Source organism: Pseudomonas endophytica (assembly GCF_001411475.1).
Classification (GTDB): Bacteria; Pseudomonadota; Gammaproteobacteria; order Pseudomonadales; family Pseudomonadaceae; genus Aquipseudomonas; species Aquipseudomonas endophytica.
On record NZ_LLWH01000193.1, the window covers coordinates 1 to 12229 of the forward strand.

A 12229-nucleotide genomic window follows, 5' to 3' on the forward strand; every position below is an offset into this window, starting at 1 on the left:
GGTGGCGCGCATGCCCGCTCAAGCCATTCCCCGCCTCACTCGCCGAAGCACCCGCGCAGCGCAACAAGTCTGACGCTTGGGCCAAAGCCGCTTCTAAATTGACGCTGTCCGGGATGGCATACGTGGCCAGATCCACGTGCCGTGGAGGCTTATGGTCTTGCAGGTAGTAATTGAGGGCGCGATCAGTGGCCGCACGGTCTAACGATAAGGCATCGCACTGAGCAGCAACTTGCAGGGGGAGAGCAGGTGGATCGGGGACAATTTTTTTCATGGGTACAACTCCATCATTGTTTAAGGAGCTGTCACCTATCGCTACTAAACGAAGGGGTGGCAGCCATGCGCAGGTTAGTAGACCGGAAATGACGGAACCCGGCGCGCCACAAGGGCGCCCTGCGCACGGCCACCATAAAAACGCAGGCCGAAAAAAAACGCCTCGCGGAGGTGGCGCCTTGCGCCGTGTGACGGGACGGGCGACTAAACCCGACCGCTGTTTTTGCAGCGATGGGCCGAGACTATTCCCCGAATTGCACAAGCACAAGCGAACGGAAGTTTCTAGGATGTTTCACCGGATTGAAAGAGAAGCGTCGTACGAAATGGATGATTTTGAAGGCGCGACACGGGGTCGCTGCCCAATCCACCGCAGCCTTCGTTCGTTGTCAGCGACTACAGGGGCATTTATCGACAGACACAAAAAAGCCCGCACTAGGCGTTTTTTCCCTGTTTCAACACCACTCCCGGCTCAGAGTAGCGTCATCAAGTTGCTCCAGGCTCAGCTTATGGTTTTTCCAGCGGCTCAGGTATGAACCCTTGCTCCCTGAGTGACTTGATCACACCTCGAATTAGATAGTTATTAGAAAATCCGATTGTGTACTGCCTCGCGCCTGCGCTCAGCGGTAAAAGCATCCCTTGGTCTACCAGTTTTTTGATCAGATAAGTCCGTTGATTACTCGACTGCCGAGGGAGTACCGCTGCTACATCCGCAGATTTCACGACCTTCAATTTTATTGCGGCCCAGAGCACGACCTCTTCCGTCTCAGTGATCCATTCTCGCTCCCGTGCGAAGGCCACAGCAGGGGCGAGTATGCATTTGGTCAGATAGGCGTAGTCCGTGAGGCGATCGACTTTCTCCAGTTCAGTACGAATGCCTTCCAGAACATAGGTACACCACTCCTCTAGCCCTTCCTTCGTTCCTTTGTCGGCGGTGGCCAGCATTGCGTAATAGCGCTCACGATCATTACAGAATACGGCCGTAGGATTTAGGACGCGGCCTCCCGTGCTGACGTTGAAACCATATTTCATCAGGAGTGCGTAGGTCAGTAGCCTGACCACACGACCGTTGCCATTGCCGAATGGATGTATCCATCCAAATCTGTGATGAGCGAGTGCGACCTTCATGAGGTCATATTTTGGGGAGTCTTCGTGATTCACGAATTCGACAAGTTCCTGCATATATGCCTGAACCTGGATGAAGTCGGGTGGTAGGTGATCAGACTGGGATAGGCTGACACCCCCGCTGCGATAGGCTCCTGGCGTCTTGTCGCCTTCACGAACCAGATCCTCTACGGTCATCGCGTGTAGCTCCCGAATCGTCTGCTCGGTAAGCGCAGCGCCCGGCGTCATGATCTGCTCAAGGTAATCCATTGCCTTTTCAATATTGGCAATTTCGCGCAACTGATCCGTGTCCTGGGCCTTACCTTCTACCTTGCTATCTATGTAGTCCGCCAAAGTAGTGTGGTTGCCTTCTATCCGCGCAGAACCGAGGCTTTCCAACACATGGAAAAGCGACTTGAGTTGGTAGAACACCTGCGGCGGAGTATCGCCTTCAAGTCTTAGACGACGCAGATGCTCCAGCTCGCTCAGTACATCCACTAGGTCCGAGTCGAAGGAGGGGTTGAGAAGCTCAAGGTCGTGGTGGGCAAATGTAGGCATATAGAAAAATATCTCAGCCGGCCTAAAAATTATCTTGAAAACACCCAAGAAAACCACCGTAATTACAGGTGTTCGCTTAGCATCCGCTAAATATTATCTGGAATTGAGCCTCAAGCTAACTCAAAAAATGAGTAATGATTAAGTGAGAAATTTCGGTAGTTAGCGGGGTTTCTACGGCTAGGGCGCGCTTTCAGTACCTTGGAATGATGACGCCACCGAGCGTCGTAATCGGCGCCAGCCTTCAAGGTAAACAGCAATGGCTGACCTGCCATTCGGATATGGCAGGTACTTGAAAACTACCGAGATCTCGGCAGTTACACTTGCCGCCTGCAAGCGCATTTCCCTGATTACGTGCCTTGGCTCACGCTGGAAGCGGTTACACACACGGATATACGAACGCAAGGACTAGGGGGAGGTAAGGAGAAACACCCAGACACAAAAAAGCCCGCACTAGGCGGGCTTTCTCGTTGGTTTCATTTCATCTTGCGATGTGGTGAAACCGTGTTTGGTGGCTACACAGGGACTTGAACCCCGGACCCCAGCATTATGAATGCTATGCTCTAACCAACTGAGCTATGTAGCCGATGGCGCGCATTATTCCCTCGTAAGGGGGGTGTGTCAAGCAAATATCTGAAAATTTTCTCTGCGCTATCAAACGCTTAAGGTTTCTTAGGCTTTGAATGGCAATATCTTGTTAAAAAGTGGCACATTGGCGAACCTGCCTGTGCATTCATCTGTTGTCTGGAAACCTTTATGGCTGTTAGCAACGCTCAAATAAAAACAACGCCTGATCTGCAAATGCCCCAAACCAGCCCGTTAGTCTTGCGCATTATTGGCGCGGTGGCGTTAGCGCATTTGATCAATGACCTGATTCAGGCGGTCTTACCGTCGATCTATCCTTTACTCAAAGATAAGTACGATCTGACCTTCACTCAGATCGGTCTGATTACCCTGACCTTTCAACTCACTGCGTCGCTGTTACAGCCGTGGGTCGGTTACTACACTGACCGTCATCCAAATCCGTTACTACTGCCCGCAGGTTCAGTGTGTACGCTGATCGGGATTCTGATGTTGTCTCAAGTCGGCAGTTTCCCGCTGATTTTGCTGGCGGCCGCGTTGGTCGGGATCGGTTCGTCGACCTTTCACCCCGAAGCCTCTCGGGTGGCGAGGCTGGCTTCGGGTGGGCGATATGGTTTTGCACAGTCGACGTTTCAAGTGGGCGGTAATGCGGGCTCGGCCTTTGGGCCGTTGCTGGCAGCCTCTATCATCATTCCCTATGGTCAGGGTAACGTCGCGTGGTTCGGTTTGTTTGCGCTGTTCGCCATAGGGTTGTTGTATGTGATTAGCCGTTGGTATCGCAATCACTTGAACCTGTTCAAGCTCAAGGCCGGTCAGAAGGCGACCCATGGTCTAACGAAGCGGCGCGTGATTAGCGCTTTAGTGGTGCTGGGCTTGCTGGTGTTCTCCAAGTATTTCTACATGGCCAGTTTGACCAGTTACTACACCTTCTTCCTGATTGAGAAGTTCGATGTCTCCATCGCCAACTCGCAGATGTACTTGTTCTTATTCCTCGGCGCGGTGGCGGCGGGCACCTTTTTTGGTGGGCCGATTGGCGATCGCATCGGGCGTAAGGCGGTGATCTGGTTCTCGATTCTAGGTGTGGCGCCGTTCACCTTGCTGCTGCCGTATGCCGACCTTTTCTGGACCAGCATACTCAGCGTCGTTATCGGTTTTATTTTGGCGTCGGCGTTTTCGGCGATTGTGGTGTATGCCCAAGAACTGGTGCCGGGGAACGTGGGCATGATTGCCGGTATCTTCTTTGGTTTGATGTTCGGCTTTGGCGGGATAGGCGCGGCATTGCTTGGGCATTTGGCGGATATTCACGGGATCGAATATGTCTACAAGCTGTGTTCGTATTTACCGCTGTTTGGCCTGCTGGCGATCTTTTTGCCACGGACCAAGAAGGTATAAACGATCAAAAGATCGCAGTCCGTCGTTATGGTCTTTTTCTGCGGTTATAGCTTCTGCTTTGCGTAGGAGCTGCCGTAGGCTGCGATCTGTTAAAGGTCAAAAGATCGCAGCCTTCGGCAGCTCCTACAGTCCATCGTTGTGGTCTTTTTTCTGCGGTTGCGGCTTTTGCTTTGCGTAGGCTGCGATCTATTAATGATCAGGGCGCGGTCATTTGTCGGTGCGTTGTTTGCCATCACTCTGTGCGCTAGCGCGCCAATATCGGTTTTTCATCGTTGCTGGTAATCGCCGCGCAGTCTGAGGCAATGCTCGCCAGTCGCTCGTGCAGCGAGGCGGGTGGCGGGCCTTGCTCTTTACGCAGGGCATCAGCGAAGGCTTCAGAGAACAGCAGGGCGCTGGCATACAAGCGCACAGCATGGCGTTCGTAACGACTGGCAATGTCTTTGACTTCTCGTGATGCAAATCGACCACGCAGTGTCCAGCGCGCGGTATTGCGTGCACTGGCAATGCCGTTCTCTAGGGTGATGAGGCTGTCATGAGCGCCTGAAAAGATCAGCACGACGTGCTGCGCACTTTTTGCATTGTTCTCTTCAAGTGCCTTAAGGCTTTGGCTGAACCCTTTGGCGAGTTTTTCCAGTAAGCCCTTGGCTGAGTCATCAATGATGCCAATGGGGTTGGGGGTTAGCAGGATCTGGCTGAACGTCAACCCCACACCGGCGCCGACCACTACATCCAGCATACGCACCACGCCCGCGCTCTCGGGACCGACGGCCAGCATTAATACGGCGGACACGCCTGCCTGAATCGGGACGACGGGGGCTAGGCCGTATAACGCCGCAATCGCAATGGCCGAAAACGAGGCAAAGCCGATTCGTACTAGCGGGTAACCATCCGGCAACCACAGCGCGGCTTCGCCAATGATAATTCCGGTCGCGACGCCGACCATTAAACCGATCGCTTGCTTGCCATGGCTCGGCAGGCCGGGCGCAAGGCAAACGATGGCGCTGATGGCTGCGAAGACGGGGTGCTCGTGTCCGAACAAATGTTTGGCAAGAATCCATGCCAAGGCAGCTGCAATTGCAGAGGCCAGCGCATCGCGCCAAGCGGTGGTCCAGCGAAATTTGACCCGCTCAATCAGTGGGAGGGTGAAGCGATTGATGAATACCTTGGACAGCATTACGACTCCCGGTCATTCAGTCTTAAAGTTATGCACTAACCATAGACTGTTTGCCTGACAGGGTAGTTGCCCCGGTGAGAACACCCGCCAAAAAAAACCGCGCCGAGGCGCGGTTTTTAGACGTGTGTTGTTTTACACGTTAAAGCGGAAGTGCAGAACGTCGCCGTCTTTGACGATGTATTCCTTGCCTTCCAGACGCCATTTACCGGCCTCTTTTGCACCTGCTTCACCCTTGAACTGAATGAAGTCGTCATACGCGACCACTTCGGCGCGGATGAAGCCTTTTTCGAAGTCGGTGTGGATCACGCCAGCTGCTTGTGGGGCGGTGGCGCCGACTTTAACGGTCCAAGCGCGGACTTCTTGAACGCCAGCGGTGAAGTAGGTTTGCAGGTTCAGCATTTCATAACCGGCACGGATCACCCGGTTCAGACCTGGTTCTTCAAGGCCCAGCGCTTCGAGGAACATGTCCTTTTCTTCGCCGTCATCAAGCTCGGCAATTTCAGCCTCGATCTTGTTGCACACCGGAACAACCGTCGCGCCTTCTTCTTCTGCAATGGCTTTCACCACGTCGAGAAGCGGGTTGTTTTCAAAACCGTCTTCAGCCACGTTGGCGATGTACATCACCGGCTTGGTAGTCAGCAAGTGGAAGCCTTTGATGACTTGCTTCTCATCGGCATCCATGTTTTTGATCAGGCTGCGAGCAGGCTTGCCTAGGGTGAAGTGTGCTATCAACTGTTCCAGCAGGGCTTTTTGAACTACTGCTTCTTTGTCACCGCCTTTAGCGTTGCGAGCGACTTTTTGCAGTTGTTTTTCGCAGCTGTCGAGGTCAGCGAAGATCAGCTCAAGGTCGATGATCTCGATGTCGCGCTTAGGGTCAACGCTGCTGGCAACGTGGATCACGTTTTCGTCTTCAAAGCAGCGAACCACGTGAGCGATAGCATCGGTTTCACGGATGTTGGCCAAAAACTTGTTGCCCAAGCCTTCGCCTTTCGACGCGCCAGCGACCAGGCCCGCGATGTCAACGAACTCCATCGTGGTCGGCAAGATGCGGTTTGGCTTAACGATTTCGGCCAGCGCTGCTAGACGTGGATCGGGCATCGGCACGATGCCGGTGTTCGGCTCGATCGTGCAGAAGGGGAAGTTCTCAGCCGCAATGCCGGATTTGGTCAGGGCGTTGAACAGGGTGGACTTGCCGACGTTAGGCAGGCCGACGATGCCGCAGTTAAATCCCATGGTATTTCCCCTCGCAAAAAGAGTCAGGCCTTCTGGCTGTGCAGGTTTTTCATCGCACGGTTCCATTCACCGGCGAAGATATCCGGCAGCACGCCGAGGGCAAAGTCGATGCTGGCGTCCAGTTTTTCCTGTTCGGCGCGTGGCGCACGACCCAGAACAAAGTTGGACACCATGCTCGCGACGCCTGGGTGGCCAATGCCGAGCCGCAGACGGTAAAAATTATTGTTGTTTCCCAATTGCGCGATGATGTCACGCAACCCGTTATGACCTCCATGGCCGCCGCCCAGCTTAAGCTTGGCAACGCCCGGTGGGAGATCGAGTTCGTCGTGGGCCACCAATATGGATTCCGGCGCAATGCGATAAAAACCGGCAAGTGCCGCAACGGCTTGGCCGCTTCGGTTCATATAGGTGGTGGGAATCAACAGACGAACATCCTGACCCTGATGGCTAAAACGCCCGGTCAGACCAAAATATTTACGATCAGCAACCAGGTTAATCCCATTTGCTGCCGCGAGACGCTCAACAAAAAGGGCCCCTGCGTTATGCCGGGTCTGTTCGTATTCGGTGCCTGGATTTCCCAGGCCAACGATCAGTTTTATGGCGGTCACGACAAGGGCCCTTCTATAGAGTTGTGGATAACATCGCCGCTGACAGTAGCGGCGAGAACAGACAAAAAAGCGGGTTTACGTGAGTAAACTTCGCGATCTTGTCCGCTTTACTCGCTGCGTGTTAGCTCGCGATGTTTCTCAAAACTCCAACGACAGAGTAATGAATTACTCAGCGTCTTCTTCTGGTGCAACACGTGGAGCGTGAACGTTGGCTACTGCCAAGTCGTTACCGTGTGCCAGAGCTACGAACTCAACGCCTTTAGGAGCGGTGAGGTCCGACAGGTGAATGATCGAGCCGATTACGGTGTTAGCCAAATCAACTTCGATGAATTCAGGCAGATCTTTTGGCAGGCAAGAAACTTCGATTTCCGAGATAACGTGGGAAATCTCGCCGCCTTTCTTAACCGGAGCAGCTTCACCGATGAAGTGAACTGGAACGATTGCAGTCAGCTTTTGACCCGCAACAACGCGTACGAAGTCAGCGTGCATCACGTGGCCTTTAGCCGGGTGACGTTGCAGAGCTTTGATGATTACGTTTTGCTTGGTTCCGCCAACGGTCAGTTCGATAACGTGGCTGTAAGCAGCGTCGTTTTCGAGCAGTTTGGCAACTTCTTTGGCCAGCAGGCTGATGGATTCAGGGGCTTTGTCGCCACCGTAAACTACAGCTGGAACCAGGTTTGCGAGACGACGCAGGCGGCGGCTCGCACCTTTCCCCAGGTCGGAACGCGCTTCAGCATTCAGAGTAAAATCGTTCATGTTGTATCTCCAAAATAACCACAACCGACCTAGCGTTTGCGACCAGCGCTATGGACGGTATGGGCAAAAAAGCCCCGCCCCAACAGGGTGTTGGGGCGGGGCGCTTTTCGTCAGCGGATATCTGCGAAGGGCATGGCCCTTAGCGGAACATCGCGCTGATCGATTCTTCGTTGCTGATGCGGCGAACCGCTTCAGCCACAACCGGTGCGATATCCAATTGACGGATACGCGAACAGGCTTGTGCGGCTGCGGACAGCGGAATGGTGTTAGTCACCACCAGCTCGTCCAGCATGGAATTTTCGATATTCTCGATTGCTCGACCCGACAGCACAGGGTGTGTGCAGTAGGCGAACACTTTGGCAGCGCCATGCTCTTTCAAGGCTTTAGCCGCATGGCACAACGTGCCGGCGGTATCGACCATGTCGTCAACCAAAATACAGGTACGCCCTTCGACATCACCGATGATATGCATCACTTCTGAGTGATTGGCTTTCTCACGGCGTTTGTCGATGATCCCCAGATCGACACCCAAGGATTTAGCAACAGCACGTGCACGCACGACGCCGCCGATATCCGGGGACACAATCATAAGGTTTTCGAAGCGCTGATCTTCGATGTCATCCACCAATACTGGGGAGCCGTAGATGTTATCTACAGGAATATCGAAGAAGCCCTGAATTTGGTCAGCATGCAAATCAACCGTGAGAACACGGTCGATGCCGACTACGGTAAGCATGTCAGCAACAACTTTTGCGCTGATAGCCACACGTGCGGAACGCGGACGGCGATCCTGACGGGCATAACCAAAGTAAGGAATAACAGCAGTAATACGAGTCGCTGAGGAACGGCGGAAGGCATCTGCCATCACGACGAGTTCCATCAGGTTATCGTTGGTCGGAGCGCAAGTCGGCTGAATAATGAAAACGTCTTTACCGCGAACATTTTCATTGATCTCAGCGGTAATCTCGCCGTCGGAAAACTTACCGACAGAAATGTCACCGAGAGGGATATGCAGCTGACGTACAACACGCCGAGCCAGATCGGGGTTAGCGTTCCCCGTAAAGACCATCATCTTGGACACGCGCAGTACCTGAAGGCTGAGGGTAACCTGGATGAGTATAAGAAATGGCAGGGGCGGCTGGATTCGAACCAACGCATGGCAGGATCAAAACCTGCTGCCTTACCGCTTGGCGACGCCCCTGTATCTGTTGCTACGAGTACCGTGTACCCGTTTCCTTTGACAGATCTTGTAGTGTGCGGTGCAACATCGAAACGTTGCTTCCTTTAGCTACAAACCCTGTAAGGGTCTCTGTTAGAAGGTGCAGCACTTTATCAGCACTTGCTTCGTTTGGGAAGGCCCCAAATATACAACTTCCAGTTCCAGTTAATTTTGCTTCGGTATATTTACCTAACAAATTCAAAGCGTTACGTACTTCTGGATAACGCTCCTTCACCACTGCTTCGCAGTCGTTTCGGCTGTTTCCCTTGGGAACGGGGCGCACTTTAATGGGCAAAGAGTCACGTGTCAACAATGGATCTGAAAATATTTCTGCTGTGCTTACAGAGACTTGCGGTACAAGAACCACGTACCAAGGTTCTTCTGGATCTACGGGTGTAAGAATCTCGCCGACTCCTTCTGCGAAAGCAGCGTGCCCGCGGACAAAAACCGGAACGTCTGCGCCCAAGCTCAGGCCCAAAGTTGCCAACTGGTCTTCAGCCCATCCCAATTGCCAAAGGTGATTGAGGCCCAGCAACGTGGTGGCTGCATTTGAACTGCCGCCGCCAATCCCGCCGCCCATGGGCAATATCTTTTTGATCCAAATATCAATCCCCAGCGAGCAGTTGGCGTGTTGCTGGAGTTTTTTTGCTGCTTTGACGATCAAGTTGGCGTCATGCGCCACGCCGGGGAACTCGGTGTGCAGGCAAATAACCCCGTCATCGCGCACGGCGAAGGTCATTTCATCGCCGTAGTCGAGAAATTGAAACAGGGTTTGCAACTCGTGATAGCCGTCTTCGCGACGGCCCAGAATGTGCAGCATCAAATTAAGTTTTGCCGGGGAGGGCAGAACCAACGCATCTTTTTGCATCTTATTTTCCCAACTGACGCGGCTGCCAATCTTTCACGACCAGCGTGACGTCCAAATCCTTGCCATGCAGTTTGACGCGTTCAGGCAGCCAAAAACCGTTTTGCTCGATGTAACTCAGGTATTCGATCTGCCAACCATCCTGTTCTAGGCTGGCCAGTCGGCTATCGGCATTCAGGGTTACGCGGCTTTTGCTATCAGGAGCGGGCAGCCCACGTACCCACCAGACTAAATGAGACACCGGCAAGCTCCAGCCCAACTGTTCGCCCAGCAATTGCTCCGGGCTGGTGGCTTCATAGCGACCTTGGTTGGCCACTTCGAGGCTGACATTGCCAGGGCGACCCGTTAGGCGAGCGGCCCCGCGGCCCAAGGGGCCTGAGAGTCGAATGTCGTAGTAATCCTGGCGTTGCAGCCAAAACAGTGTCGCGCTGCCCGAGTCACGAGGGGCGCGTATGCCGACTTTGCCGTTAATTTGCCAGCCGTCGAGGGCGGTCAGTTGCTGTTTGTGTTGTGACCACAAGGCAGGGCTGCCGTGGCCTTCGACCGATTCGCGAGCACTGAAGCCCGCGCAGCCGGCGAGCAAGGCAATCAGGCTTAAGGCAATAAGATGGCGTATAGAACGAAAAAACATAATTTATGGCGTCTCGGATCCGGTCAGGCGCAAAACGGTTTTGCGCAGGAGAGGGCTGTCAGGGTTTTCTTTAAGGAACTGCCCCCAGATTTTTTTGGCTTCACGCTGTTTGCCGCTGGCCCACAATACTTCGCCTAAATGCGCAGCCACTTCTTGGTCGGGGAAGCGAACCAGTGCTTGGCGTAGCAAGCGCTCGGCCTCGGGCAGGTTGCCCAAGCGGAAGTTCACCCAGCCTAAACTGTCGAGTACAGCCGGGTCTTCGGGGTTCAGGTCATAGGCTTGTTGGATAAGCGCTTTGGCTTCCTCAAAACGGGTGGTGCGATCCGATAGTGTGTAGCCCAGTGCGTTCAAGGCCATGGCGTTGTCAGGCTCACGCTGGATAATCGTGCGCAAATCGGCCTCCATGTGGGCAAGGTCGTTGCGTTTTTCGGCCAGCATGGCGCGTGAATACAGCAGGTTCGAGTCGTCTGGATATTGCTTAACCGCTTGTTGCAAAACACTCCAAGCGCGATCGGTCTGATTATTCGCTGACAGCGTTTCCGCTTCGATCAAGTACAACTGGATCGCATAATCGGGCTGCGCATCACGGGACGCGGCTAATTTTTGCGAAGCCTCTGCGCCACGGCCATGGCTGATCAATATGTCTGCTTGACGCAGTTGTGCCGGTAAGTAGTCATTGCCGGGGCCTACCAGCGCGTACTCAATCAGTGCACCTTGTGGGTCGTTGCGCTCTTCAGCTATGCGGCCCAAGTTCAAGTGCGCCGCGTCGACATGGCTGTCGCGATCAATCAGCTCTTGCAGATAGCCTTCAGCTTCGTCCCAAGACTTAAGCTCAAGGCACACGAGCGCCAAGGAAAAACGCAGCTCATCGTCTTCAGGGTATTGCTGGACCAAGCTGGCAAACTGCGTTTTTGCCTGCTCAATCCGATTTTGCTCGACCAGCGTACGTGCGTAGGTCAGGCCCAACCGTTTGTCGTCAGGGTTTTCGCGCAGGGTCTTTTGCAGCAGCGGTAGCGCCTCATCGCCGCGATTAAGGCTTTGCAGCAGGCGCGCACGCAGCATGATTGGCGCTATTTCGCCGTCATGTGGTGGGTTGTTCTCTAGCAGCTTCAGCGCTCCGGCCGCGTCATCGTCTTGCTGCATTAATAAAGCTTTGCCGAAAATCAGTTGGTCGTTGTCCGGGTGCCTCACCAGCAGGCGATCAAAGCTCTTTTGAAGGGCCGCACGGGTGTCGGGATCTGTTTCGAGGGCCGACAAGGCTAAAAAGTCAAAGTGCGTGTCGCCTTTGGCTTGCAGGACTTTTTCCATGTACGCCATGGAATCGTCATAGCGACCCTCGCGTGCCAGTTGAATGGCAGCTGCGCGTTGTGCGTCAAGGTCGTCCGGTGCGTTTCTAGCCCAGATCATCACGGTATCGAGCGCTGCCTGATCGGCGCCCAAGTATTCAGCGATGCGAAAGGCGCGTTCGGCCACCCCTGGATCTTGGGTGTTAATCGCCTGTGTTACGTAGTTATCGAGGGCTATGTCTAAGCGATTGCGTTGGCCGGCCAACTCCGCGCTCAGCAGGCTGTACAGCGTTTCTTCGCTGAACGAGCCATAGACCGTGGGTTTTTCCGGGGCGGAGGTAACGTCTTCAGCCGTGGATGGATCATCCACGGGTTTGGGCGCCATAGCTTGGCAGCCACTGAGAAGGACGAGAGCAAGGAGCAACGCGGAGGATCTATTCATATAAGAGAAAGGCGACTTACCTGCGGTCTGGGCATCATGACACATGCAATGGAGCAAACCATAACAGGTGCGACTAACGATAGAAGCTCTATAAAGCTCTGATGACCCTAGGGAA

At 54.0% G+C, this 12229-nt stretch carries 11 protein-coding genes and 2 tRNA genes; 1 reads left to right on the plus strand and 12 read right to left on the minus strand.

The window, feature by feature from the left end; genetic code table 11:
- From AQS70_RS17205 to AQS70_RS17215, 3 genes are all read right to left on the minus strand, one after another.
- The coding region (locus AQS70_RS17205; protein ID WP_055103963.1) for a hypothetical protein at positions 1 to 271 on the minus strand (271 nt) is incomplete at its 3' end.
- Between the two features lie 503 nt (positions 272 to 774).
- Positions 775 to 1929 carry a Fic family protein gene (locus tag AQS70_RS17210; RefSeq protein ID WP_055103984.1) on the minus strand — a complete coding sequence of 385 codons (1155 nt, stop codon included), beginning with the start codon at positions 1927 to 1929 and terminating at the stop codon, positions 775 to 777.
- Positions 1930 to 2435: 506 nt separating this feature from the next.
- Positions 2436 to 2512, minus strand: a tRNA-Met gene (locus tag AQS70_RS17215).
- A 170-nt stretch (positions 2513 to 2682) separates the two neighbouring features.
- Between AQS70_RS17215 and AQS70_RS17220 the strand changes: the two genes are divergently transcribed.
- Positions 2683 to 3900, plus strand: a complete 1218-nt coding sequence (locus tag AQS70_RS17220; RefSeq protein WP_082428146.1) for an MFS transporter — start codon at positions 2683 to 2685, stop codon at positions 3898 to 3900.
- Positions 3901 to 4144: 244 nt separating this feature from the next.
- On the opposite strand, the gene AQS70_RS17225 is transcribed toward AQS70_RS17220, so the two are convergent.
- The 9 genes from AQS70_RS17225 to AQS70_RS17265 all read right to left on the minus strand — a co-directional run bounded on the left by AQS70_RS17225 (position 4145) and on the right by AQS70_RS17265 (position 12114).
- Positions 4145 to 5074 carry an FUSC family protein gene (locus AQS70_RS17225; protein ID WP_082428147.1) on the minus strand — a complete coding sequence of 310 codons (930 nt, stop codon included), beginning with the start codon at positions 5072 to 5074 and terminating at the stop codon, positions 4145 to 4147.
- Between the two features lie 132 nt (positions 5075 to 5206).
- On the minus strand, positions 5207 to 6307 hold the full coding sequence (gene ychF, locus AQS70_RS17230) for a redox-regulated ATPase YchF (protein WP_055103964.1): 1101 nt from the start codon (positions 6305 to 6307) through the stop codon (positions 5207 to 5209).
- 23 nt (positions 6308 to 6330) lie between these two features.
- On the minus strand, positions 6331 to 6915 hold the full coding sequence (gene pth / locus AQS70_RS17235; RefSeq protein ID WP_055103965.1) for an aminoacyl-tRNA hydrolase: 585 nt from the start codon (positions 6913 to 6915) through the stop codon (positions 6331 to 6333).
- A gap of 165 nt (positions 6916 to 7080) precedes the next feature.
- Entirely contained in the window at positions 7081 to 7671 is a 591-nt protein-coding gene (locus tag AQS70_RS17240; protein WP_055103966.1) for a 50S ribosomal protein L25/general stress protein Ctc, read from the minus strand.
- 139 nt (positions 7672 to 7810) lie between these two features.
- Positions 7811 to 8752 carry a ribose-phosphate pyrophosphokinase gene (locus AQS70_RS17245; RefSeq protein ID WP_003208392.1) on the minus strand — a complete coding sequence of 314 codons (942 nt, stop codon included), beginning with the start codon at positions 8750 to 8752 and terminating at the stop codon, positions 7811 to 7813.
- 45 nt (positions 8753 to 8797) lie between these two features.
- Positions 8798 to 8872, minus strand: a tRNA-Gln gene (locus tag AQS70_RS17250).
- Positions 8873 to 8882: 10 nt separating this feature from the next.
- Positions 8883 to 9758 (minus strand): 4-(cytidine 5'-diphospho)-2-C-methyl-D-erythritol kinase, encoded by an 876-nt coding sequence (ispE, locus tag AQS70_RS17255; protein ID WP_055103967.1) that lies wholly within the window; start codon positions 9756 to 9758, stop codon positions 8883 to 8885.
- A 1-nt stretch (position 9759) separates the two neighbouring features.
- Complete coding sequence (lolB, locus tag AQS70_RS17260; RefSeq protein WP_055103968.1) at positions 9760 to 10386, minus strand: lipoprotein insertase outer membrane protein LolB; 627 nt, start codon at positions 10384 to 10386, stop codon at positions 9760 to 9762.
- Between the two features lie 3 nt (positions 10387 to 10389).
- On the minus strand, positions 10390 to 12114 hold the full coding sequence (locus tag AQS70_RS17265; RefSeq protein ID WP_055103969.1) for a tetratricopeptide repeat protein: 1725 nt from the start codon (positions 12112 to 12114) through the stop codon (positions 10390 to 10392).
- Positions 12115 to 12229 lie beyond the last annotated feature (115 nt).

Bases quoted from the DNA above. Each gene is read 5' to 3' on its own strand.
- AQS70_RS17225 (WP_082428147.1), bottom strand. From the start codon at position 5,074: ATGCTGTCCAAGGTATTCATCAATCGCTTCACCCTCCCACTGATTGAG.
- AQS70_RS17220 (WP_082428146.1), top strand. From the start codon at position 2,683: ATGGCTGTTAGCAACGCTCAAATAAAAACAACGCCTGATCTGCAAATG.
- AQS70_RS17210 (WP_055103984.1), bottom strand. From the start codon at position 1,929: ATGCCTACATTTGCCCACCACGACCTTGAGCTTCTCAACCCCTCCTTC.
- ispE (WP_055103967.1), bottom strand. From the start codon at position 9,758: ATGCAAAAAGATGCGTTGGTTCTGCCCTCCCCGGCAAAACTTAATTTG.
- AQS70_RS17240 (WP_055103966.1), bottom strand. From the start codon at position 7,671: ATGAACGATTTTACTCTGAATGCTGAAGCGCGTTCCGACCTGGGGAAA.
- ychF (WP_055103964.1), bottom strand. From the start codon at position 6,307: ATGGGATTTAACTGCGGCATCGTCGGCCTGCCTAACGTCGGCAAGTCC.
- lolB (WP_055103968.1), bottom strand. From the start codon at position 10,386: ATGTTTTTTCGTTCTATACGCCATCTTATTGCCTTAAGCCTGATTGCC.
- AQS70_RS17265 (WP_055103969.1), bottom strand. From the start codon at position 12,114: ATGAATAGATCCTCCGCGTTGCTCCTTGCTCTCGTCCTTCTCAGTGGC.